Annotated in this window: 19 protein-coding genes; 9 read left to right on the forward strand and 10 right to left on the reverse strand. The window is 70.8% G+C overall.

The features are described from left to right. The gene (gene dusB, locus HGBR_RS01615) at positions 1–1,194 is read right to left on the reverse strand and encodes a tRNA dihydrouridine synthase DusB (protein ID WP_026077240.1); all 1,194 of its coding nucleotides are present in this window, start codon (positions 1,192–1,194) and stop codon (positions 1–3) included. An 84-nt stretch (positions 1,195–1,278) separates the two neighbouring features. Between dusB and HGBR_RS01620 the strand changes: the two genes are divergently transcribed. Further along, the gene (locus HGBR_RS01620) at positions 1,279–2,712 is read left to right on the forward strand and encodes an L-lactate permease (RefSeq protein ID WP_019157590.1); all 1,434 of its coding nucleotides are present in this window, start codon (positions 1,279–1,281) and stop codon (positions 2,710–2,712) included. On the opposite strand, the gene HGBR_RS01625 is transcribed toward HGBR_RS01620, so the two are convergent. Continuing rightward, a complete protein-coding gene (locus HGBR_RS01625) occupies positions 2,696–4,078 on the reverse strand; it encodes a glycine--tRNA ligase (protein ID WP_019157591.1) in 1,383 nt (460 codons plus the stop codon). The genes HGBR_RS01620 and HGBR_RS01625 overlap by 17 nt on opposite strands. 207 nt (positions 4,079–4,285) lie before the next feature. Here HGBR_RS01625 and HGBR_RS15940 point away from each other — a divergent pair, with 207 nt between their 5' ends. Beyond that, positions 4,286–6,058, forward strand: a complete 1,773-nt coding sequence (locus HGBR_RS15940) for a DEAD/DEAH box helicase (protein ID WP_019157592.1) — start codon at positions 4,286–4,288, stop codon at positions 6,056–6,058. A 7-nt stretch (positions 6,059–6,065) separates the two neighbouring features. Beyond that, positions 6,066–7,883 carry an MOSC domain-containing protein gene (locus HGBR_RS15945; RefSeq protein WP_019157593.1) on the forward strand — a complete coding sequence of 606 codons (1,818 nt, stop codon included), beginning with the start codon at positions 6,066–6,068 and terminating at the stop codon, positions 7,881–7,883. Between the two features lie 3 nt (positions 7,884–7,886). Here HGBR_RS15945 and HGBR_RS15950 read toward each other — a convergent pair whose 3' ends face one another. The 5 genes from HGBR_RS15950 to HGBR_RS01660 form a co-directional block, all read right to left on the reverse strand. Then, positions 7,887–8,201 (reverse strand): GNAT family N-acetyltransferase, encoded by a 315-nt coding sequence (locus HGBR_RS15950; protein ID WP_019157594.1) that lies wholly within the window; start codon positions 8,199–8,201, stop codon positions 7,887–7,889. A 14-nt stretch (positions 8,202–8,215) separates the two neighbouring features. Then, positions 8,216–9,046 (reverse strand): amino acid ABC transporter permease, encoded by an 831-nt coding sequence (locus HGBR_RS01645; protein WP_019157595.1) that lies wholly within the window; start codon positions 9,044–9,046, stop codon positions 8,216–8,218. Beyond that, a complete protein-coding gene (locus HGBR_RS01650; RefSeq protein WP_019157596.1) occupies positions 9,043–9,699 on the reverse strand; it encodes an amino acid ABC transporter permease in 657 nt (218 codons plus the stop codon). The genes HGBR_RS01645 and HGBR_RS01650 overlap by 4 nt, the downstream gene beginning before the upstream one ends. Positions 9,700–9,755: 56 nt before the next feature. After that, positions 9,756–10,652, reverse strand: a complete 897-nt coding sequence (locus HGBR_RS01655) for a glutamate ABC transporter substrate-binding protein (protein ID WP_019157597.1) — start codon at positions 10,650–10,652, stop codon at positions 9,756–9,758. 70 nt (positions 10,653–10,722) lie between these two features. Next, positions 10,723–11,442, reverse strand: coding sequence for an amino acid ABC transporter ATP-binding protein (locus HGBR_RS01660; RefSeq protein ID WP_390620734.1), 720 nt, complete (start codon positions 11,440–11,442; stop codon positions 10,723–10,725). A 309-nt stretch (positions 11,443–11,751) separates the two neighbouring features. Between HGBR_RS01660 and HGBR_RS01665 the strand changes: the two genes are divergently transcribed. Together HGBR_RS01665 and HGBR_RS01670 are read left to right on the forward strand one after the other, a co-directional pair. Next, positions 11,752–13,404: a thiamine pyrophosphate-dependent enzyme gene (locus HGBR_RS01665; RefSeq protein ID WP_026077242.1), complete on the forward strand. Its 1,653-nt coding sequence runs from the start codon at positions 11,752–11,754 to the stop codon at positions 13,402–13,404. A 1-nt stretch (position 13,405) separates the two neighbouring features. Further along, entirely contained in the window at positions 13,406–13,822 is a 417-nt protein-coding gene (locus HGBR_RS01670; RefSeq protein WP_019157600.1) for an acyl-CoA thioesterase, read from the forward strand. Positions 13,823–13,826: 4 nt separating this feature from the next. On the opposite strand, the gene HGBR_RS01675 is transcribed toward HGBR_RS01670, so the two are convergent. After that, positions 13,827–15,527: an AMP-binding protein gene (locus tag HGBR_RS01675; RefSeq protein WP_026077243.1), complete on the reverse strand. Its 1,701-nt coding sequence runs from the start codon at positions 15,525–15,527 to the stop codon at positions 13,827–13,829. A gap of 235 nt (positions 15,528–15,762) precedes the next feature. Here HGBR_RS01675 and HGBR_RS01680 point away from each other — a divergent pair, with 235 nt between their 5' ends. The 4 genes from HGBR_RS01680 to HGBR_RS01695 are packed head-to-tail and all read left to right on the forward strand — an operon-like array spanning position 15,763 to position 19,214. Next, the gene (locus HGBR_RS01680; protein WP_019157602.1) at positions 15,763–16,080 is read left to right on the forward strand and encodes a hypothetical protein; all 318 of its coding nucleotides are present in this window, start codon (positions 15,763–15,765) and stop codon (positions 16,078–16,080) included. A 48-nt stretch (positions 16,081–16,128) separates the two neighbouring features. Next, positions 16,129–16,548: a phage holin family protein gene (locus HGBR_RS01685; RefSeq protein WP_019157603.1), complete on the forward strand. Its 420-nt coding sequence runs from the start codon at positions 16,129–16,131 to the stop codon at positions 16,546–16,548. Then, positions 16,541–17,590 (forward strand): MsnO8 family LLM class oxidoreductase, encoded by a 1,050-nt coding sequence (locus HGBR_RS01690; protein ID WP_019157604.1) that lies wholly within the window; start codon positions 16,541–16,543, stop codon positions 17,588–17,590. Before HGBR_RS01685 ends, HGBR_RS01690 begins: the two co-directional genes overlap by 8 nt. 22 nt (positions 17,591–17,612) lie before the next feature. Continuing rightward, positions 17,613–19,214 (forward strand): deoxyguanosinetriphosphate triphosphohydrolase family protein, encoded by a 1,602-nt coding sequence (locus tag HGBR_RS01695; RefSeq protein ID WP_147522120.1) that lies wholly within the window; start codon positions 17,613–17,615, stop codon positions 19,212–19,214. A 9-nt stretch (positions 19,215–19,223) separates the two neighbouring features. Here the strand turns inward: HGBR_RS01695 and HGBR_RS01700 are convergent, their stop codons facing one another. Both HGBR_RS01700 and HGBR_RS01705 read right to left on the reverse strand, forming a co-directional pair. Next, positions 19,224–19,547 carry a hypothetical protein gene (locus tag HGBR_RS01700; RefSeq protein ID WP_019157606.1) on the reverse strand — a complete coding sequence of 108 codons (324 nt, stop codon included), beginning with the start codon at positions 19,545–19,547 and terminating at the stop codon, positions 19,224–19,226. Further along, entirely contained in the window at positions 19,544–20,734 is a 1,191-nt protein-coding gene (locus tag HGBR_RS01705) for an inorganic phosphate transporter (protein ID WP_019157607.1), read from the reverse strand. The genes HGBR_RS01700 and HGBR_RS01705 overlap by 4 nt, the downstream gene beginning before the upstream one ends. Positions 20,735–20,810 lie beyond the last annotated feature (76 nt).

Consider the following 20,810-nt stretch of genomic DNA (forward strand, 5'->3'; position numbering starts at 1 on the left):
TCAGCCTCCCGAGATGTCGAGCTCGGCCTCGGCGAGGTCCGCGTACCACGCGTCGTCCATGTGCCGGGAGTCCAGCCAGCCCTCGGGCAGGTGCGGGCGCTTCGCGCGGGTCGTGCGGCCGCGCGACCCCTCCGCCGCCTCACCCGGGTAGGGCTGCGAGCGGTCGAGCTCGCCCAGCAGCTCGTCGAGCTCCTCGAGCGAGGACACCTTCGCGAGCCGGCTGCGGAGGTCGCCGCCCACGGGGTAGCCCTTGAAGTACCACGCCATGTGCTTGCGCAGGTCGCGGATCCCCAGGAACTCGTCGCCGTAGTGGTCGATCATGTAGAGGCCGTGCAGGCGGACGGCGTCCGCGACCCCGCCCAGGTCCGGCTGGTTGCGCACCGGGTTGCCGGTGAGCGCGTTCTCCAGATCCCCGAACAGCCACGGGCGGCCCTGGCAGCCGCGACCGATCACGACGCCGTCGCAGCCGGTCTGCTCCATCATCGACAGCGCGTCCTCGGCGGCGAAGATGTCTCCGTTGCCCAGCACGGGGATCTCGTCGCCCGCCAGGCGCCAGACCTCCTCCTTGAGCGTCGCGATCGCGGACCAGTCCGCGGTGCCGGAGTACAGCTGGGCGCACGTGCGCCCGTGCAGCGTCATCGCCGCCACGCCCGCGTCCACCCCGATCCGGGCGGCGTCGAGATAGGTGAGGTGGTCGTCGTCGATGCCCTTGCGCATCTTGATCGTGAGCGGGACGCCGCCGCGGGATGCCTCGCGGACGGCCGTCGTGACGATCGAGGCGAAGAGGTCCGTCTTCCACGGCAGAGCGGAGCCGCCGCCCTTGCGCGTCACCTTGGGGACGGGGCAGCCGAAGTTGAGGTCGATGTGGTCCGCCCGGTCCTCCTCGACGAGCATGCGCACGGCCTGGCCGGTCGTGACGGGGTCGACGCCGTACAGCTGGACGGACCGCGGGGTCTCGAACGGCTCGTGGTGGATGATCCGCATCGTCTTCTCGTTGCGCTCCACGAGCGCGCGGGTCGTCACCATCTCCGTGACGTACAGCCCGCCCCCGTACTCGCGGCACAGGCGCCGGAAAGCGGTGTTGGTGATGCCCGCCATCGGCGCGAGCACGACCGGTGAGGTCAGCTCGATGTCCCCGATCCGCAGAGCGGGTCGGGACGTCCGGGCGGGCGGGGAGGTGCGGGGCGGGGTCACGGCAGTCACCCCATCATTGTCCCCCCGGGGTCAAACTGCGGGACGTCCCGGCTGCGCGCGCCGCCGGGTCCTAGAGTGTGGGGCGTGACCGTCCTCCTCTCCGCCGTCCCGCTGCTGGTCGTCGTCGTGCTCCTCGTCCTGGGGCGCGGGGCACTGACCGCCTCCCTCGTGGGTCTGTGCCTCGCCCTCCTCATGGGCGCCGTCGTCTTCCCCGTCGACCTAGGCGCGTTCGCCGCAGAGGGACTGGGGTTCCTCCCGATCGTCGTCGAGGTCGTCCTCATCCTCCTGACGGGCGTCGTGCTGGCCCGCCTCTTGGGGGCGCTGGGCGCGATGACCCGCATCAGCGACTGGGTGCTGAGCGCCTCCCCCGGGTCGACAGCCGGTGCCGTCCTCGTCCTGTTCGGGATCATCCCGTTCGCGGAGTCGGTCACCGGATTCGGCATCGGCATGACGGTGGGCATCCCCATCCTCGTCCATCTGGGCTTCTCCGTCCGGAAGTCCGCGGTGCTGGGGCTGCTGGGCATGGTGGCTGCCGCGTGGGGCGGCCTGGCCCCCGGCGCCAAGGTCGCCGCCGGTCTGCTGGGTCTGTCGCTCACGGACCTGGGCGTCCACACGTCCCACTTCAACGTCGTCCCGGTGCTGGTCGTCGCGATCGTCGTGACGGTCGTCGTCCGGGATCGGGTGGCCGGGCTCCTCTACAGCACGCTCGCGGGCCTCGTCCTGAGTGTGGGCCTGTGGGGCTTCAACACCCTCATCGGCACGCCGCTGGCCGGTGTGCTCGCGACCCTCGTGGTCGTCGCGGTGCTGCTGGTGGCCTTCCGCGCTCGCGGCGCCCGCGCGACCTTCGACCGGGACCTGGGACTGGCCCTCGTCCCCTACGGGGTCCTCACCAGCGGCCTGCTGCTGTGCAGCGGTCTGGCCGCCCTGTGGCCCCACCCCGTCACGACGCTCCTGTCCTCCCCGCCCGTCTGGCTGGCCGCCGGCTGCCTCGCCGCGGCGGTCCGATTGGCCCGTCGGGGGCCCGTCCTGCGGCCGACACTGGTCGAGGGCGCACGCGCCTTCCTGCCGGTCGGGATCTCGACCACCGCCTTCATGGTCATGGGGTGGAGCCTGTCCGTCTTCGACATGAGCACGCGGATGGGCGAGGCGCTGTCCGGACTGGGTGTCTGGACCGTGCCCGCGCTGGGCATGGTGGGTTCCGTCCTGGCCGGCTCCATCACGGGGTCCCTCTCCATGTTCGCGACCACGTTCGGCTCGATCGCCCACATCACGGGCGCACCGGAGCTGCCGGTCGTCGCCGCGGGCCTGGCGGCCTCCGGCCTGGCCAACGGCGCCTCCCCCGCCCGCGCGCAGCTGGCCGTCACGATGGCCGTGCAGGCGCTGCCCGCGGACAGCGCAATGCGCCCCGCGGATGCCGCGGAGCGCAGTGCGATGGAGCGGACGGTGCTGGGCTGGGTCGTGGGCCTGTCCGCCGTGAGCGCCGCCGGTGTGGCGGTCGCCCTCACGCTGACGGTGTGAGACCCGCCGCGATGTAGCCGGGGACGTCCGCGATCGCGACGCGCTCCTGGGACATGTCGTCCCGCTTGCGGATCGTCACCGCGTCATCGTCCAGCGAGTCGAAGTCGACCGTGATGCAGAATGGCGTGCCGATCTCGTCCTGACGGCGGTAGCGACGGCCGATCGCGCCGGCGTCGTCGAAGTCGACGTTCCAGCTCTTCCGCAGCGTCGCCGCCAGCTCGCGGGCCCGCGGGCTCAGCTTCTCGTTGCGCGACAGCGGCAGCACGGCCGCCTTGACCGGCGCCAGGCGCGGGTCCAGTTTCAGGACGATGCGGGTGTCCGTGCCGCCCTTCGTGTTGGGCGCCTCGTCCTCCGTGTACGCGTCCGCCAGGAAGGCCATCATCGCGCGGGTGAGGCCGAAGCTGGGCTCGATGACGTAGGGAGTGTAGCGGTCGCCGGAGGCCTGATCGAAGTACTGGAGCTTCGTGCCGGAGGCCTCCGTGTGGCTGCTGAGGTCGTAGTCCGTGCGGTTCGCGATGCCCATGAGCTCGCCCCACTCCGACCCCTGGAAGCCGAAGCGGTACTCGATGTCGATCGTGCCGTCGGAGTAGTGGGCGCGCTCGTCCTCCGGCACGTCGAGGCGTCGCAGGTTGTCCGGGTCGACCCCCAGGTCGATGAACCAGTTCCAGCAGTCCTCGACCCACTGGTCGAAGAACTTTCCGGCGTCCTCCGGGTGGACGAAGTACTCGATCTCCATCTGCTCGAACTCGCGCGTGCGGAAGATGAAGTTGCCCGGGGTGATCTCGTTCCGGAACGCCTTGCCCATCTGGCCGATGCCGAACGGCGGACGCTTGCGCGCGGAGGTGACGACGTTGTTGAAGTTGACGAAGATGCCCTGCGCCGTCTCCGGGCGCATGTAGTGGAGACCCTCCTCGTTGTCGACCGGTCCCAGGTAGGTCTTGACGAGGCCGGAGAACTGCTGCGGCTCCGTCCACCGGCCCTCCTGCCCGGTCTCCGGGTCGCGGATGTCCGCCAGGCCGTTGGGCGGCTGGTGGCCGTGCTTCGCGACATAGGCCTCGATGAGGTGGTCGGCGCGGTAGCGCTTGTGCGTGTGGAGCGATTCGACGAGCGGGTCGACGAACGTCTCGACGTGGCCGGACGCCTCCCACACCTTGCGCGGCAGGATGATGGACGAGTCGAGTCCCACCATGTCCTCGCGTCCGCGGACGAAGTTCTGCCACCACAGGGCCTTGATGTTCTCCTTGAGCTCCACGCCCAGCGGACCGTAGTCCCAGGCGGAGCGGGACCCTCCGTAGATCTCACCCGCTTGGAACACGAATCCGCGTCGCTTCGCGAGTGTGATGACGGAATCGAGGGTCGATGCCACTGGTGAACTCCTTCGAGGACAGGAACGGCTGGCTGCTGTTCGATCGGACACAACCCTACCGATCCGGCGACCCGCACGCTTCACCCCGTGTAGGATCGAGGATGCGGCCTCCGTGCATGAGACGAGCACTTTCGGCCGAATCCCGCGCACCCGCCATCGAAGTCCTCTGCGGTCGTGCGCGCGCTACGTCTTAGGAATGAGCTCACCGTGTCAGAGAACCCGCAGAACACCCATGCCGAAAACGGCGCCTCCCCCGCCTTCGCGGACATGGCCCTCCACCCGGCCGTCGCCCGGTCGATCGTCGATCTGGGCTATGAGACCCCGTCGGCCATCCAGGCCCGCACGATCCCCGCCCTGCTGGAGGGCCGCGACGTGATCGGTCTGGCGCAGACCGGCACCGGCAAGACCGCCGCGTTCGCACTGCCCACCCTGTCCGCGATGGCGGAGCTGGGACGGGCGACGGGCGGCCCCCACGCCCTCGTGCTGACCCCCACCCGCGAGCTCGCGCTGCAGGTCGCGGAGGCGTTCTCGTCCTACGCCGCGCACCTCCCCGACTTCTCCGTCCTGCCGATCTACGGCGGCCAGTCCTACGGCCCGCAGCTGGCGGGCCTGCGCCGCGGTGCCCAGGTGGTCGTCGGCACCCCCGGTCGCGTCATCGACCACCTCAAGAAGGGCTCCCTCCAGCTCTCCTCGCTCAAGCACCTCGTGCTGGACGAGGCGGACGAGATGCTCAAGATGGGCTTCCAGGAGGACATCGAGGAGATCTTCGCCGCGACGGGGTCGGAGCGCCAGGTCGCCCTCTTCTCGGCGACGATGCCCGGCTCCATCCACCGGATCACGAAGAAGTACCTGAACGACCCCGTCGAGGTGCGCGTCGAGTCGACCACGACGACGGGCGCGAACATCCGTCAGCGCTACCTGACGGTCGTCCACTCCCACAAGCTCGACGCGCTCACCCGGGTGCTGGAGATCGAGGAGTACGACGGCATCATCATGTTCGTCCGCACGAAGCAGGCGACGGAGGAGCTGGCGGAGAAGCTGCGGGCCCGCGGCTTCACTGCGTCCGCGATCAACGGCGACATCCCGCAGCAGGCCCGCGAGCGCACCGTCGAGCAGCTGCGCAACGGCCAGATCGACATCCTGGTCGCGACGGACGTCGCGGCCCGCGGTCTGGACGTCGAGCGGATCCAGCTGGTCGTCAACTACGACATCCCGCACGACACGGAGTCCTACGTCCACCGCATCGGCCGCACCGGTCGCGCGGGCCGCTCCGGCGAGGCCATCCTCTTCGTGACCCCCCGTGAGACGCACCTGCTGCGCCAGATCGAGAAGGCCACGCGCCAGCGGGTCGCGAAGCTCGAGATGCCCACGGTCGAGCAGCTGACGAACAGCCGCGTCGCCCGGTTCGCCGGCCGCATCACGGAGGCCCGCACCGGCTCAGACCTCACCGAGGTCCGCCAGGTCATCGAGGACTACATCCAGACCCACGACGTCCCCGCCGAGGAGGTCGCGGCCGCCCTGGCCGTGCTGCTGCTGGACGGCGACTCCCTCACGGCGGAGCCCCTGCCAGAGCCCAAGCCGCGTGCGAACCGCAGCGAGCGCGGACCCCGGTCGAACGCCGGCATGCGGACGTACCGGATCGCGGTGGGCCGCAATGACCGCGTGCAGCCCGGCGGCATCGTGGGCGCGATCGCGAACGAGGGCGGCCTCACCTCCGCCCAGATCGGCGCGATCGACATCCGCGCGACCCACTCGCTCGTGGACCTGCCGGAGAACCTGCCGGAGTCCACGCTGTCGAAGCTGTCGCGCACGAAGATCCAGGGCCGCACCATCGACATCCGCCCGGACAAGGGCCGGCCCGGTCGCCCGTACCAGAAGCGCTCGCACGACGGCGGCGATCGCGGTCGCCGCAGCGGTCGTCCCGGTGGTCGGGATGTGAGCCGCGCGGACGCGAAGAAGTCGTTCCGCCGCAACGACTGACGTCCCCATGACCGTCCGCATCGTCTCCCTCCACCGGTACCCCGTCAAGGGGTTCCCGGCGGAGGGGGTCGCGCGCGCCCGCCTGGAGCCCGGCGCCGGCATCCCCGGCGACCGGGTCCTGGCCGTCTCCGACGGCACCGCCTCCCCCGTCCCGGACAGCTGGAACCGCTGGTCCCACTTCTTCGCCCTCAAGAAGCGCCCCGACCTCGCCGCCTGGTCCGTCCGCACGGACCCGGACGGGACGATCGTGCTGGTGCCCCCGGCCACCGGGGCCCGGTCCCCCGCCGCCGAGGCCGCATCCACCATCCGCATCGACCCGGCCGATCCGTCGTCCCGGTCCGCCGCGGCCTCCCGCATCGCCGCCCGCCTGCCGGGCGCGGACCCGTCCGTCGTCGACGTGCTCACCGCGCACTCGGCGGCGGGGCCCCAGGGCATGTTCGACAGCGAGCACGGACATGTGAGCCTCATCTCCCTCGACACCGTCCGGGCCCTGGCGCGGGCCGACGGCCGTGACCTCGACCCCGCCCGGTTCCGCGGCAATCTGCTGCTCGAGGGGCTGGAGCCGTTCGCGGAGACCGCGCTCGTGGGCGCGATCGTGCGGGTGGGCGAGGCGCGCCTGCTCATCCGCCAGACGATCGAGCGGTGCACCGCGACGACCGTGCACCCCGACACCGCGGTCCGCGACCTCAACGTCCCCCGGATCCTCGCGACCCGCTGCGGCCACATCCACTGCGGGCTCTACGGCGAGGTGCTCACCCCCGGTGAGGTGCGCCCCGGTGACGCCCTGGTCGTCGAGCACCGCAGCACCGATCGCCCCCTGCCGGCGGGGACCGGCCCGCGCTCGCTGCACGTCCTCGAGTCCTCCCCACTGGAGGACGGTCGCCACCACCTGCGGCTGACGGATCCCTACGACTGGTTCGCGGCCCACTGGCAGGCGGGCCGGCACGTCCGCGTCCACCTCACGCTCGACGGCGAGCCCCGCTGGCGGTCCTACACCGCCGTCCTGGTCCGCGACAGCAGCTTCTCGCTGCTCGTGAGACCCCGCGGAGCGGTCTCCCGCGCCCTCGCCCGCCTGACGACCGGCGACCGCCTCACCGTGTCCGGGCCCTTCGGCGGGCTCACCCCCGACGCGCTCACCCCCGACGCGCTCACCCCCGCAGCGGAGACCCCTGCACCGGGTCCACTCACGGTCGTCACCGCCGGCGTGGGCCTCACGACCGCGCTGTCCCTGCTCCCCGGACTGCCGCCGGAGACACCCGTCCGTCTCATCCACCTCGACCGGCACGCGGCCCCGGGTGCCAGCACCTCCGTCGACGCGCTTCGCGCACTCGCCCAGGGGCCGGGACGCGACCTCCTCGTCTGGGACACGGGGGTACGGGGCCGCCCCGGGCCGGGTGACCTGCAGGAATGGGTGACCGGGGCCTCGGCGGTGGTGGTGTGCGGGGGTGCCGACTTCGTCCACGCGGTCGCCCGGGCCGCGACCGCGGCGGGCCTGCCGCCCGGCCGGGTGCACCGGGAGGCGTTCACCTCACCGGCGGACGCGGCGCGGCTGGACGACTTCGCCCCGGCGACCGTCGTGCGTCCGGACGGCAGCCGCCTGCGGTGGACGCCGGAGTCCGGCACGCTGCTCGAGGCCCTCGAGGCGGACGGTGCGCGCGTGCCCTACTCCTGCCGCGCGGGCTCGTGCGGCACGTGCGCGATCCGGGTCGACGACCCCGAGGCCACCGCGGCGGTGCAGGACGAGACGGCCCAGCCCGGTCCGGGCCGGATCCTCGCGTGCGCCCGTGTGCCGCTGGGGCCCCTCACCGTGCTGGGCGAGGACTGAGGACTACTCGAACATCGCGCGGTACTGCGGGAAGCGCTCCAGGTAGCGGTCGACGTAGCTGCACATCGAGCGCAGCTTGTGGTCGTCGCGGGCGAAGACGTCGAGCGCCTCCGTCACGAGCGTGCGCGCCCAGCCCTGGCGGGAGTGCGACTCGTCGATGATCGTGTGGAGGATCGTGCGGACGTCCCCGTCCATCCGGTACTCGAGGAAGCCCACGAGCACGGGAGCGTCGCCGGACAGATCGCGGACGACGATCCGGTTGCGATCCGGCTCCTCCACGATGTCGTACGCTCGCGAGACCTTCGACGGCTCTGCCATCCGGTACCCCTCTCTCAGTCCTCGCCCTTGGCGGGACCCGTCGACGCTGCGGTCTTCCTGGACATCCTCTTCTCAAGGTAGCGCGCCAGACCGGCGACCACCATGTTGATGATGATGAAGAGGACGGCGCCCACGATGAAGGTGGGCAGGAGGTTGTTGTAGGAGCGGCCGATCGCGTTCACCTGGTACAGGAGGTCCTGGTAGGTGACGATGAAGCCCAGCGCGGAGTCCTTGAGGAGCACGACGACCTGCGCGATGAGCGTGGGCATCATCGCGCGGACCGCCTGCGGCATGAGGACGAGGCGCATCGTCTGCGATCCGCGCAGGCCGATCGACATGGCCGCCTCGCGCTGTCCGGTGGGCACCGCCAGGATGCCCGCGCGCATGATCTCCGCGATCACCATGCCGTTGTAGAGCGTCAGGCCGATGACGACGGACCAGAAGGACCCGATGTCGTTGCCGAACAGCAGGAACGTCGCGAAGATGAGGAGGAGCACGGGCACGCCGCGGAAGATCTCCAGCACGATCGTCGACGGCAGACTGATGGCGCGCTGAGGGGCCAGGCGCAGGAGCGCGAAGGCCACGCCCACGACGAGCGCGAGGACCGTGGCGACGATCGCGACCTTGATCGTCGCCCACATGCCGGCCAGCAGGGTCCGCTGGATGACGGCGTAGGAGAACGGGGCCCACTTCGCGGCGTCCAACTGGCCCGCGTCCTGGAACTTCCAGCCGATGAAGGCCAGCAGACCCAACAGCACGAGGACGGAGACGACGGACAGGGTCGTGTTGAGCCGGCGGGTCCGGGGACCCGGAGCGTCGAACAGGACCTGGGTGGGGGCGCTCATCGGAGGATCACCAGCTTCCGCTCGAGGAGGTCGAAGACCCGGCCGATCACCAGCGCCAGCGCGAGGTAGACGAGCGCGGTGGCGAGCAGCAGCGGGATGACGATGTCGCCGCGGACCTCGATGGCCCCGCGCATCGCGGAGATGAGCTCGCGGTTGTTGAACGCGGAGGCGATCGAGGTGTTCTTGAGCATCGCGATGATGACACTGCCCAGGGGCGGCAGGACCGTGCGGAACGCCTGCGGCAGGACGATGAAGGACAGCACCTGCGTGAACGACAGGCCGATCGCGCGGGCGGCCTCCGCCTGACCCACCGGCACCGTCGCGATGCCGGAGCGCAGCGTCTCCGCCACGAAGCAGGAGGTGTAGGCGATGAGGGCGATGTTCGCCAGCACGAACGAGTTCATCGCGGCCGTGCTGCCGAACCGGATGTCGAGGTACGGCAGTCCGAACACGCAGAAGAACATGACGAGCGTGAGCGGTGTGTTCCGCACGACGTTGACGTACGCGGCGGAGGCGCCCCGCAGCACCGGGATGGGCGACACGCGCATCGCGGCCAGCAGCGTGCCGCCGATCAGGCAGCCGATCAGCGTGACGCCGAACAGCGACAGCGTCCCCCAGGTTCCGCTGAGGAACGTCTGGATGAGCGTATTCACAGGTGTCCTTCGTTCTCCCTGTCAGGTGGTCCCGGTGGAGATCAGCGTCGGGCCGCTCAGTAGCGGTCGACGGTCGGCTGCTCGACCTCGGAGGCATCGCCCAGCGTGTACTCGAAGGCCTCCGTCCACGTGCCGTCCTCCATCGAGGCCTCGAGCGCGTCGTTGACCGCGTCGCGCAGCGCCTGGTCGTCCTTGGGCATGCCGATGCCGTAGGGCTCCTCCGTGAAGGGCTCGCCCGCGACCTTGAACTCGCCCTCGTACTGCGCGGCGTACCCGCGCAGGATCGCGTCATCGGTCGTGACCGCGTCGACGGAGCCGGACTGCAGGTCCGTCACGCACTTGGAGTACGTGTCGTACGTGACGAGCTCCGCGTCCGGGTACTCGTCCGTGATGTTCTGCGCGGGCGTGGAGCCGTCGACGGAGCAGACCGTCGAACCCGCCAGGTCGTCCGGGCCGGCGATGTCGGAATCGGCCGCGACCAGCAGGTCCTGGCCGGCGACGTAGTACGGACCGGCGAAGTCGACGACCTTCTTGCGCTCGTCGTTGATCGTGTAAGTCGCGACGACCAGATCGACGTTGCCCTGCTGGAGGAACGGCTCACGGTTCGCGGACACCGTCTCGACCCACTCGATCTGGTCCGGTGCGAAGCCCAGTGCGGCGGCGGTGATCTTGGCGATCTCGATGTCGAAGCCGGCGGGGGTGTCCGAACCCGGCTCCGTGTTGCCCAGGCCGGGCTGGTCCATCTTGACGCCCACCTTGAGTGTGCCGGCGGAGTTCGCGGCCTCCCACGTCTCGCTGTCGGACAGGTCGACGTCCTCGGCGACCGTGTACTCGGGGGCCTCCGCCTGACCCTCCCCCTCGCCTCCGACCTCGGGCGTGCCCTCCTGACCGCATGCCGTGAGGGCGAGCAGCCCGACGGCGGCGCCTGCGACGATGGTGCTGAGCTTCTTCATCTCTTCTCCTTGTCCGGGCGACCGGGTTCGCCGGTGCGCCTGTGTGTCTGCGCCGTGGCGCGGGGTGTGATCAGTTGGTGAGCAGCTTCGACAGGAAGTCCTGGGCCCGCGACGACCGGGGATTCGTGAAGAACTCCTCGGGTTCCGCGACCTCGACGATCTCCCCGTCCGCCATGAAGACGACGCGGTGGGCGGCCTTCCGGGCGAAGCCCATCTCGTGGGTGACGACGACCATCGTCATCCCCTCCTCCGCCAGCTCCACCATCGTGTCGAGGACCTCGTTGATCATCTCCGGGTCCAGCGCGGACGTGGGCTCGTCGAAGAGCATGAGCTTGGGCTTCATCGCGAGCGACCGGGCGATCGCGACGCGCTGCTGCTGGCCGCCGGACAGCTGGGCGGGGTACTTCTCCGCCTGGTGCTCCACACCCACGCGGCGCAGCAGTCCGCGCGCCAGCTCATCCGCCTCCGCCCGCTTGAGCCCGCGGACGCGGATGGGGCCCAGCGTCACGTTCTCCAGGATCGTCAGGTGCGCGAACAGGTTGAACGACTGGAACACCATGCCCACGTCCGAGCGCAGGCGCGCCAGTGCGGCACCCTCCTCCGGCAGCGGCTGGCCGTCGATCTCGATCGTGCCGGAGGTGATCGTCTCCAGCCGGTTGATCGTGCGGCAGAGCGTCGACTTGCCGGAGCCGGACGGCCCGATCACGACGACGACCTCACCGCGGGCGACACTCAGGTCGATGTCCGTGAGCGCCTGGAAGTCCCCGTAGTGCTTCTGCACGTCCCGCATCACGACGAGGGGCACACCCGTGTCCGGAGTCACATTCGCAGTCATGCCGTCAAGACTACGCACATTGCGCTCGCAGGGGCATCCCAGGAACGGCTCTCGCGCGTTCCGGGCCGGAATCGAAACCCAATCGTCACCGAACACGTGTGGTCCTCCCACCCGCGCGCAGCGCCCGGATCCGATCTCACCGGATGAGACGACCGCGCCACACGCGGGGCCATGAGGCAGATTCGGTGGCCACAGCCACAGATCTGCGCATAATGATGCGAGCCCCAGTATCTCCGTCGACCGCGACCACGAAGGATTCTCACAATGGCGTCACCCTCCGATCGTTCCGGCACCCCCTCCGCAGGACACATGATCGTGCGGTCCCTCGAGCAGCACGGCGTCGAGCGCGTCTACGTGGTGCCCGGCGAGTCGTACCTCGATGTCCTGGACGGCCTCCACGACTCGACGATCGAGACGGTCGTCTGCCGTCACGAGGGCGGTGCGGCCTACATGGCCGAGGCCGACGGCAAGATGTCGTCGACCCCCGGCGTCGCGATGGTGACCCGCGGTCCGGGCGCCGCGAACGCGCACGTGGGGCTGCACACCGCCTGGCAGGACTCGACCCCCATGGTCCTCTTCGTGGGACTCATCCCCTTCGAGCACCGCGAGAAGGAGGCGTTCCAGGAGTTCGATCCCAAGGCGTGGTTCGACACGGGCGCCAAGCGCGTCATGGTGCTCGACCATCCGGAGCGCGCCTCCGAGATCGTGGCGGAGGCGATGTTCGCGGCGAACTCCGGACGCCCCGGCCCCGTCGTCGTGGGCCTGCCGGAGGACATCATCCGTGAGGCGCACGAGGACATCGTGCACCCGGAGATCCCCATCGCGACCGGCGGCATGACCGTGCAGGACTGGAAGGCGCTGCGGTCCGCGCTGGACGGCGCCGACCGCCCCCTGTTCGTGTTCGGCGGCAACGACTGGACGCACGAGGCGGCGGAGACCTTCACCCGCTGGCTCGAGGACCACAATCTGCCGGCGGCCGCGGAGTGGCGCTGCCAGGGCACGGTCCCCTTCGGCTCCCCGTCGTACGTGGGGCCGCTGGGCTATGGCCGCCCGGGCTTCACGGAGCGACTCATGGACGAGTCCGACCTGCTGGTGTTCGTGGGCACGGTCCCCGGCGACGTCATCACCGACGGCTTCACGGTGCGGCAGAACTGGGAGAAGCAGAACTTCATCGTGACGATCGACCCGTCGCTGCGCGGGCGCTCCGGTCCCGTCACCTACCAGATCGTCGCGAAGCCGGACCCGTTCATCCGCGACCTCATCCGCATGGACCTGCCGGTCCGCGACACGTGGCGCCAGTGGACGAACCGCCTGCGGAAGGCGCAGCTCGAGTTCTCCGCTCCCCCGGCGTCGCAGCCGGGTGAGGGCCGGGCGCGCATGGCGACGCTCATGGGCGGACTGGTCGAGCGACTCGACGAGGACGCGATGGTCACCTTCGGCGCCGGCGAGCACACGAACTGGGCCCACCGCTATTTCCCCACGAACGGCTACGCGTCGATGCTGTCCGCGCGCAACGGGTCGATGGGCTACTCCGTCCCCTCCGCGGTCGCGGCCTCGCTGCGGTACCCGGAGCGGCAGGTCGTCTCGATCGCCGGCGACGGGGAGTTCCTCATGAACGGTCAGGAGCTGGCGACCGCCGCCCAGTACGGCGCGCACCCCCTGGTCGTCGTGATGGACAACCAGGAGTACGGCACGATCCGCACGCACCAGGAGCGGGAGTACCCGGAGCGCATCTCCGGCACCCAGATGCGGAACCCGGACTTCGCGCTCATGGCAGAGGCCTTCGGCGGGGTCGGCATCCGCGTCGAGCAGGACGCGGACGTGCCCGCGGCACTCGACCGCGCCTTCGCGGCGATCGGAGAGGGCACCTTCGCCCTCATCCACATCATCGTCGAGCAGCGCGTGAAGGCGTACTGACATGACGCAGGACTCCCCTCTCTCCGGCTTCCCCCTGCGCTCGTACGACAAGCTCCGCTACGCGGACACGGACCGCCAGGGCCACGTCAACAACGCCGTGTTCTCGACGTTCTTCGAGACCGGCCGCGTCGAGCTCATCCACCAGCTGCGCCAGGTCGCGGCGGACTCGACCCGCGACTTCGTCATCGCGAAGATCACGATCGAGTACGTCGCGGAGCTCCTGTGGCCCGGCGACGTCGAGGTGGGCACGCGCGTGATCCGTGTGGGCACCAGCTCGATCGTCGTCGAGCAGGTGCTCGTCAGCGAGGGCATCGTGCACGCGCGCGCCGAGTCCGTCATGGTGCTGACGGACACGACGACGCGCCGCTCGACCCCGCTGGACGACCGCTCGCGGTCGACCCTCGAGAGCCTGCGCTGACGGCTCAGGCGCCCGCGACCAGCCGGGCGCCCTCGTCTCGCAGCTCGACCTTGCGGACCTTGCCGGAGACGGTCATGGGGAACTCCGTGCGGACCTCCACGTAGCGGGGCACCTTGTAGTGCGCCAGCTCGCCCTGGGCGAACGCGCGCAGGTCGTCCGGGCCCAGGCTCTCGTGCCCGTCCGCCAGCACGACCCACGCCATGAGCTCCTCGCCGTACTTCTCGTCCGGCACTCCCACGACCTGGATGTCGCGGATCGCCGGGTGGCGGTGGAAGAACTCCTCGATCTCGCGGGGGTAGACGTTCTCGCCCCCGCGGATCACCATGTCCTTGATGCGGCCGGTGATCTCGATGTAGCCGTCGTCGTCCATGACGCCGATGTCGCCGGTGTGCATCCAGCGGGCGGCGTCGATCGCCTGGGCGGTCTTGTCCGGCTCGTCCCAGTAGCCCAGCATGACGGAGTACCCGCGCGTGCAGACCTCGCCCTTGACGCCCCGGGGCACGGTGCGCCCGTCGACCGGGTCGACGATCTTGACCTCCGTGTGCGGCATGACCCGGCCCACCGTCTCCGTGCGGCGCTCGAGCGTGTCGTCCGCCCGGGTCATCGTCGACACCGGCGAGGTCTCGGTCATCCCGTAGCAGATCGCGACCTCGTCCATGTGCATCCGGTCGATGACCTGGCGCATGACCTCGACGGGGCATGTGGAACCCGCCATGACGCCCGTGCGCAGCGTCGAGAGGTCGAACGTGGCGAAGTCCGGCAGCGACAGCTCCGCGATGAACATCGTGGGGACGCCGTACAGGGAGGTCGCGCGCTCGTCCTGCACGGCCCGCAGCGTGGCCTCCGGATCGAACGCGGCGGCGGGGATGACGGCGGTCGCCCGGTGCGAGACGATCGCGAGCGTCCCGATCACCATCCCGAAGCAGTGGAAGAACGGGACGGGCAGGACGACGCGGTCGGTCTCCGTGTACCCCAGCAGCCCACCGATCGAGAATCCGTTGTTGAGGATGTTGTGATGGCTGAGAGTCACCCCTTTGGGAAAGCCCGTCGTGCCGGAGGTGTACTGGAGGTTGACGGGATCGTCGGCCGTCACCTCCGCCTCCGCCTGTTCCAGGCGGGTGCTCCACCGCGCGCCCGTGTCCTCCAGCAGCGACCGGCCGCGCTCCAGCAGCGCGGCGAACGACTGCTGCGAAGGTACGTGCGCCCTCGCCTCGGCTCCCAGCGGGCCCGGCACGGTGTCGAGTGCGAGGACGTCGACGCCGCCCAGGGACTCCGCCGCCTGGTGCGCGATCGCGAGGTAGTCGGAGCGGGCGTCCGCGATCTGCGCGACGACGGTGCGGGTGCCGCTCTGCCGCAGCACGTACTCGAGCTCGTGCGCGCGGTAGGCGGGGTTCACATTCACGACGACGCCGCCCAGGCGGGCGACCGCGTAGAGGACGAGCGTCCACTCCGGCACGTTCTGCGCCCAGATCGCCACCCGATCGCCCGGCCGCACGCCGCGGTCCAGCAGCGCGACGGCCAGTGCGCGCGTGTCCTCCTCCAGCTGCGCATACGTCCACCGGCGTCCGGAGGGGACGTCGACCAGGGCCTCGCCGTCCGGCCGGGCGGCCGCGGCCGCCAGCAGGTCGTCGCCCAGGGTGAGCCCCAGCAGCGGTACGTCAGAGGTCCCGGAGCTGTAGGACGGGGTGGCGGATCGAGCAGTCACGTCGTCGTTCTCCTCACTGTCGGCGTTCACCACCGGCGACGATGCCGGTGGCGAACGCCATCCTCGCACACCGTGACGCAGCGCACAGTCGCGCCCCGCGCCCTCGCGGATGTCCGCCCGGTCACGCGTGTCGCAGATCTGGGACAGTCGGTGCAGGAGGCCCGACCGCGCGGGAAAATAGAGCGGCACCAGAGTCGGCGCCGGGTGCGCCGTCCACCGCAGAAGGAGCGACCCCATGTCCACGAAGCAGAACCAGCGCCGGTTCGCGGCCCCCGCCCCCGCCGTCTACGAGGCGGTCACCGCCGCCGCGCAGAACGCGGTCCAGGTGATGGAGCGCGACGAGCAGACCCTCTCGCTCGTGTGGCAGACGAAGAAGTCGCTGTTCTCGTGGGGCCACATCGTGGGCGCCCGGGTGAACCCGGACGGCGACGGCGCCCTCCTCGAACTGGTCGTCTCCGGCCTCCCGGATGCGCCCCGGGCGCTCATGGACGGGAAGAAGAACGAGTCGATGGGTCAGCGGGTGCTGGACGAGGTCGCCGCGCACCTGGGCTGAGGAGCGGCCCGGAGGGATCTGTCAGCCGCACTGCCTAGGCTGGGTCGCATGAGATTCCTCGTCCGCATCCTCGTCAACGCCCTGGCGCTGGCCGCCGCGGTCCTCCTGCTTCCCGGTGTCACGATCTCCGGCAGCGACTCGCTCGCCTCCTCGATCGGGGACACCCCCGCGACCCTCGTCGCCTACGCCTGCATCGCTCTGGTCTTCGGCGTCGTCAACGCGTTCGTGAAGCCGATCGTCTCCTTCGTCTCGACACCGCTCACGTGCCTGACGCTGGGCCTGTTCTCCATCATCGTGAACGCGCTCATGCTCGTGCTGACGGCCTGGCTGTCGGAGTTCACACCGTTCGTCCTCAGCATCGACACGTTCTTCTGGTCCGCCGTGCTGGCCGCCATCGTCGTCGCGGTCGTCTCCGCGCTCCTGGGCTGGCTCCTGCCGGACACCCGGTCCGAGTCCGTCCGTGACTGACGGGAACGCCGCCCCTGGGCTGGTCCCCCTCTCCCTCCTCGACCGCGCGCTCACGCCGGCCGGCGTGTCCGACGCCGCTGTGCTCACGGGGGTCGTCGACCGGGCCCGCACCGCGGAGGACTTGGGCTTCCACGGCTTCTGGGTCGCCGAGCACCACGCCGTCCCCGGCATCGCCGGCTCCTCCCCCGCCCTCCTGGCCGGTGCGGTGGCCGCGGCGACCCGTCGCATCCGCGTGGGCACCGGCGGCCTCATGGTCCCCACTCACCCGCCGTTCATCCTGGCGGAGCAGGTCTCCGTCCTCTCCGCGCTCCACCCGGGGCGTCTGGACGTCGGCCTGGGTGCCAGCACCGGCTTCACCGCCGCCGTCCGCCGCGCGCTGCACCAGTCCGACGACGCGGCCGCCGAGTACGACGACGATGTCGCCGCACTCGTTGACGCGCTGGGAGGCCGCAGCCCCGTCACCCTCCGCCCGCAGCCGGCCGCCCCCGCGCCCCTCCTCGTCCTCACGGGCGGGTCGCGGCTGCCGCTGGCGGCACGACTGGGTCTGGGAGCCGTCGTGGGCGGCCCGTCCGTCCACCCGCCGGCGGGCGCGGCGGAGGGGGACGGTCGCCGAGGTCCCGGTCACCCGGAGCACACCCCGCTGGCCCGGTACCGCCAGGACTTCCGCCCCTCACCCCTCAGAGAACGGCCGCGGGTCATCGCGAGCGTCACCGTGGCGGTCGCTCCGACGCCGGAGGCGGCACAGAGGCTGGCGCTGCCGGAGGTGTGGGCGACGGCGCTGTCGCGCTCGACCGGTTCCTTCGACCCGCTGCAGCCGGTCGACGCGCTGGACCCGGACCGTCTCACGCACCAGCAGGCGCGACGCGTGCGACGCCAGCTCGAGATGACCGTGCACGGCACTCCGGAGCACGTGCAGGAGCGCCTCACCGCGATCGCGCGGTGGACGGGGGCGGACGAGCTGCTGCTGACCGGCGGGGTGTCCGACCCGGAAGCCGGCGGTCTGTCCGACCGCCTGCTGGCGGGTCTGTCGATCCGGCGCTGAGGCGCGTGCTTCAATGGCGAGCATGGTCACGTCCCCATCCGGTGCCGGAGACGCACGGCACCTCCGCAGACACCCGGAGTCCGTCCCTTCGCAGCACCGGTCCGCCGTCGAGGAGGCAGCGGACGCGCACAGCCCGAACGAGGTCCACGAGTACCGCATCGACCTGGAGCGGCTGCGGTTCTCCCCCTACTTCGGCCGGCTGTCCGCGGTCACGCAGGTGGTGCCGCAGTCCGGAGTGGGCCCCATCATGCACAACCGGCTCACGCACTCGCTCAAGGTCAGCGCCGTCGCCCGCGTCATCGCCGCGAACCTCGCCGCCCGCCTGGCCCGGCACCGCGCGCACGAGGACGGTCGGGGCGCATCCGACCCGGTGGGGGCCGTGCTGGCGCACCTGGGCGGCTGCGACACGATCGTCGCCCAGTCCGCCGCGCACGCGCACGACCTGGGCCATCCCCCGTTCGGGCACCTGGGCGAGCGGACGCTCGACCGGATCGCCCGGACGGAGCTGGGCCTGCCGGAGGGGTTCGAGGGCAACGCGCAGACCTTCCGGATCCTCACCGCACTCGACACCCTGGGGCGTGACTTCCCCGGCCTGAATCTCACCGCCGCGGTGCGCGCCTCCGTGCTCAAGTACCCGTGGACGCGCGGGCAGTGGGCGGGCGTCGACCTCGAGCAGGTGCCGGCGGAGGCCCGCCCCCGCGGCGTGGGCCTCGACCCCACGGGCGGGGCCGTCAAGTTCTCCGCGTACGCCCTCGAGGCGGAGGAGATGGATGCGGTGCGCTCCGCTTTCCCGGCGATCGATCCGTTCCAGCAGACGGTCGACTGCGCGATCATGGATCTGGCCGACGACATCGCCTACGCGGTCCACGACCTGGACGACTTCGTGCGCGCCGGTGTGCTCCAGCAGGCGGAGGTGGCCGGAGAGTTCCACGCGTGGCTGGACGGCGACCCCGACCTGCGCGACGCGGACCTCCGGAGACTGCGGCTCCGCTGGCGGGAGCCCGGCGCCTCCCTCGAGCTGCTGCGCCGCGATGCGCTGCGCAAGGACCCGTGGATCGCCCACAGCGACGAGTTCGAGGCGGCGGTGCGCCGCATCAGCGCGGATCTGGGCGATGACCTGCTCACCCGGCCGTACGACGGGGGCGGGGAGGCGGAGCGCAAGGTCTCCGCGTTCACGCGACGCTGGATCGAGCGACTGCGCACCAGCGTCGTCGTCGAAGCCGAGCCGTCCGTGCGCGGCGGCCACGTGCGGTTGGACCGGCGGGCCTGGCACGAGGTGCTGGTCCTCAAGTTCGTGCACGCGCGCTTCGTGCTCGACCTGCCGGACATCGCCCTGGCGCAGCGCGGCCAGCGTCGGGTCCTCGAGGAACTGGTCCGCGGCTTCGACGCGTGGCTGTCCGACCCCTTCGACGGCGGCCGCGCACCCCGGCGCCTGCTCGAGTGGGTGGACCACACGACGGAGGCGACGTTCGCGCTGCGGGACCGCCGGCCTGACCTGCTGCTGGGCGCCGCGGACGATGCGGGGCTGCGCAGGCAGGGCCGGTCGCGGGCGATCCTCGACTACGTCGCCTCGCTCACGGACCAGCAGGCCCTGGCGACCCACGCCGCGCTCACCCGCGGATGAGCGGGGCCCTCAGTACGCGACGAGGTAGACGACCGCCCCGATGACCGCGCACGCGCAGACGCCGAAGCACAGGTAGGCCGACGCCAGGCGCAGGCGCTGCTGGCCGGGGGTGAGCGGCTCCGGCTGCATGACCTTCGCGACCTTCTTCTCGATCTTCGCCGCCTGCTGGGGAGACCGCACGGCGATCGCGTCGGGGAACTCCGCGGGCGGCACGACCGGCGGACGGCCTCCGGAGACGAGCATGCGCAGGCCCAGCGCGTAGAAGAAGACGCCCACGGCCGCGCATGCGAGCGAGACGATGAAGACCTCCAGGAATGCGAACCAGTCGATCATGCGCGGCCCTTCCCCTCTGCCTTCGAACCCTGTCCCTTGATGTCGACGGCGTTCCCCGACTCCGCGACGTCGCTCACCGCGTTCGAGTGATCGACGCGGGTCGCCAGCGAGCGGACGTAGAGGTACACGACGATGCCGCCGGCGACCGCCGCGTCCAGCAGGAGGCCCCACGGGCCCACCCACATGATGACGAGCGTCGCGAGCGCGCCCACGAGGCCGGCGGCCGGCAGCGTCAGCAGCCACCCGGACACGATCTTCCCCGCGGTCGACCACTTGACGGTCGATCCGCGCCGCCCCAGTCCGGACCCGATGACGGAACCGGACGCGACCTGGGTGGTCGAGAGCGCGAAGCCCAGCGCGGAGGACACGAGGATCGTGGCACCGGTCGAGGTCTCCGCCGCGAAGCCCTGCGCGGGCCGCACCTCCGTGAGTCCCTTCCCCAGGGTGCGGATGATCCGCCACCCGCCCATGTACGTGCCCAGCGCGATCGTGATCGCGCAGGTGAGCACGACCCACAGCTGGGGCTCGTGGTGCGCGGCCGACTGCCACCCCACCGTGATGAGCAGCAGGGTGATGATGCCCATCGTCTTCTGCGCGTCATTCGTCCCGTGTGCCAGGGCGACGAGCGACGAGGTGAAGATCTGGCCGCGTCGGAATCCGTCGCGACCGTTGGGCTTGCCGTCGTACCGCCGTGTCATCCGGTAGGCGATCTTCGTGGCGACGAACGCGACGATGGCGGCGGTCAGCGGGGAGAGGACCGCGGGCAGGATGATCTTCGACAGAACGCCGCCGGCATTCACCGCGGTGTAGCCCACTCCCACGATCGTGGCGCCCAGCAGACCGCCGAACAGCGCGTGCGACGAGCTGGACGGCAGTCCCAGCAGCCACGTGAGCATGTTCCAGAAGATCGCGCCGATGAGCCCGGCGAAGATGACGAACGGGAAGAAGTCCGCACTGATCCGGTCCTCGTGGATGATGCCGCCGGAGACGGTCTTCGCGACCTCGGTCGACAGGAGCGCGCCGATGAGGTTGAGGATCGCGGCCAGTGCGACGGCCGTCCTGGGCTTGAGGGCTCCTGTGGCGATGGGCGTCGCCATGGCGTTCGCCGTGTCGTGGAAGCCGTTGGTGAAGTCGAAGAAGAGTGCGAGCGCGATGACCAGCACGACTGTGAGTGTGAGGAATTCCACTGACTACCTCGGGTCGGAGGAACCGTGCGGACCGGTCGCCGTGGGGGCGGCCAGGTCCGGGCGGCGGCAGTCACGC

The sequence above is a fragment of the Brevibacterium senegalense genome, assembly GCF_000285835.1.
GTDB classification, from domain to species: Bacteria; Actinomycetota; Actinomycetes; order Actinomycetales; family Brevibacteriaceae; genus Brevibacterium; species Brevibacterium senegalense.

What these genes read in the sequence shown, in the direction of transcription:
- HGBR_RS15950 (WP_019157594.1), bottom strand. Translation starts at nt 8,201, where the DNA reads ATGGCAGAGCCGTCGAAGGTCTCGCGAGCGTACGACATCGTGGAGGAG.
- HGBR_RS01670 (WP_019157600.1), top strand. Translation starts at nt 13,406, where the DNA reads ATGACGCAGGACTCCCCTCTCTCCGGCTTCCCCCTGCGCTCGTACGAC.
- HGBR_RS01685 (WP_019157603.1), top strand. Translation starts at nt 16,129, where the DNA reads ATGAGATTCCTCGTCCGCATCCTCGTCAACGCCCTGGCGCTGGCCGCC.
- HGBR_RS15945 (WP_019157593.1), top strand. Translation starts at nt 6,066, where the DNA reads ATGACCGTCCGCATCGTCTCCCTCCACCGGTACCCCGTCAAGGGGTTC.
- HGBR_RS01655 (WP_019157597.1), bottom strand. Translation starts at nt 10,652, where the DNA reads ATGAAGAAGCTCAGCACCATCGTCGCAGGCGCCGCCGTCGGGCTGCTC.
- HGBR_RS01645 (WP_019157595.1), bottom strand. Translation starts at nt 9,046, where the DNA reads ATGAGCGCCCCCACCCAGGTCCTGTTCGACGCTCCGGGTCCCCGGACC.
- HGBR_RS01680 (WP_019157602.1), top strand. Translation starts at nt 15,763, where the DNA reads ATGTCCACGAAGCAGAACCAGCGCCGGTTCGCGGCCCCCGCCCCCGCC.
- HGBR_RS01665 (WP_026077242.1), top strand. Translation starts at nt 11,752, where the DNA reads ATGGCGTCACCCTCCGATCGTTCCGGCACCCCCTCCGCAGGACACATG.
- HGBR_RS01695 (WP_147522120.1), top strand. Translation starts at nt 17,613, where the DNA reads ATGGTCACGTCCCCATCCGGTGCCGGAGACGCACGGCACCTCCGCAGA.
- HGBR_RS01700 (WP_019157606.1), bottom strand. Translation starts at nt 19,547, where the DNA reads ATGATCGACTGGTTCGCATTCCTGGAGGTCTTCATCGTCTCGCTCGCA.
- HGBR_RS01660 (WP_390620734.1), bottom strand. Translation starts at nt 11,442, where the DNA reads ATGCGGGACGTGCAGAAGCACTACGGGGACTTCCAGGCGCTCACGGAC.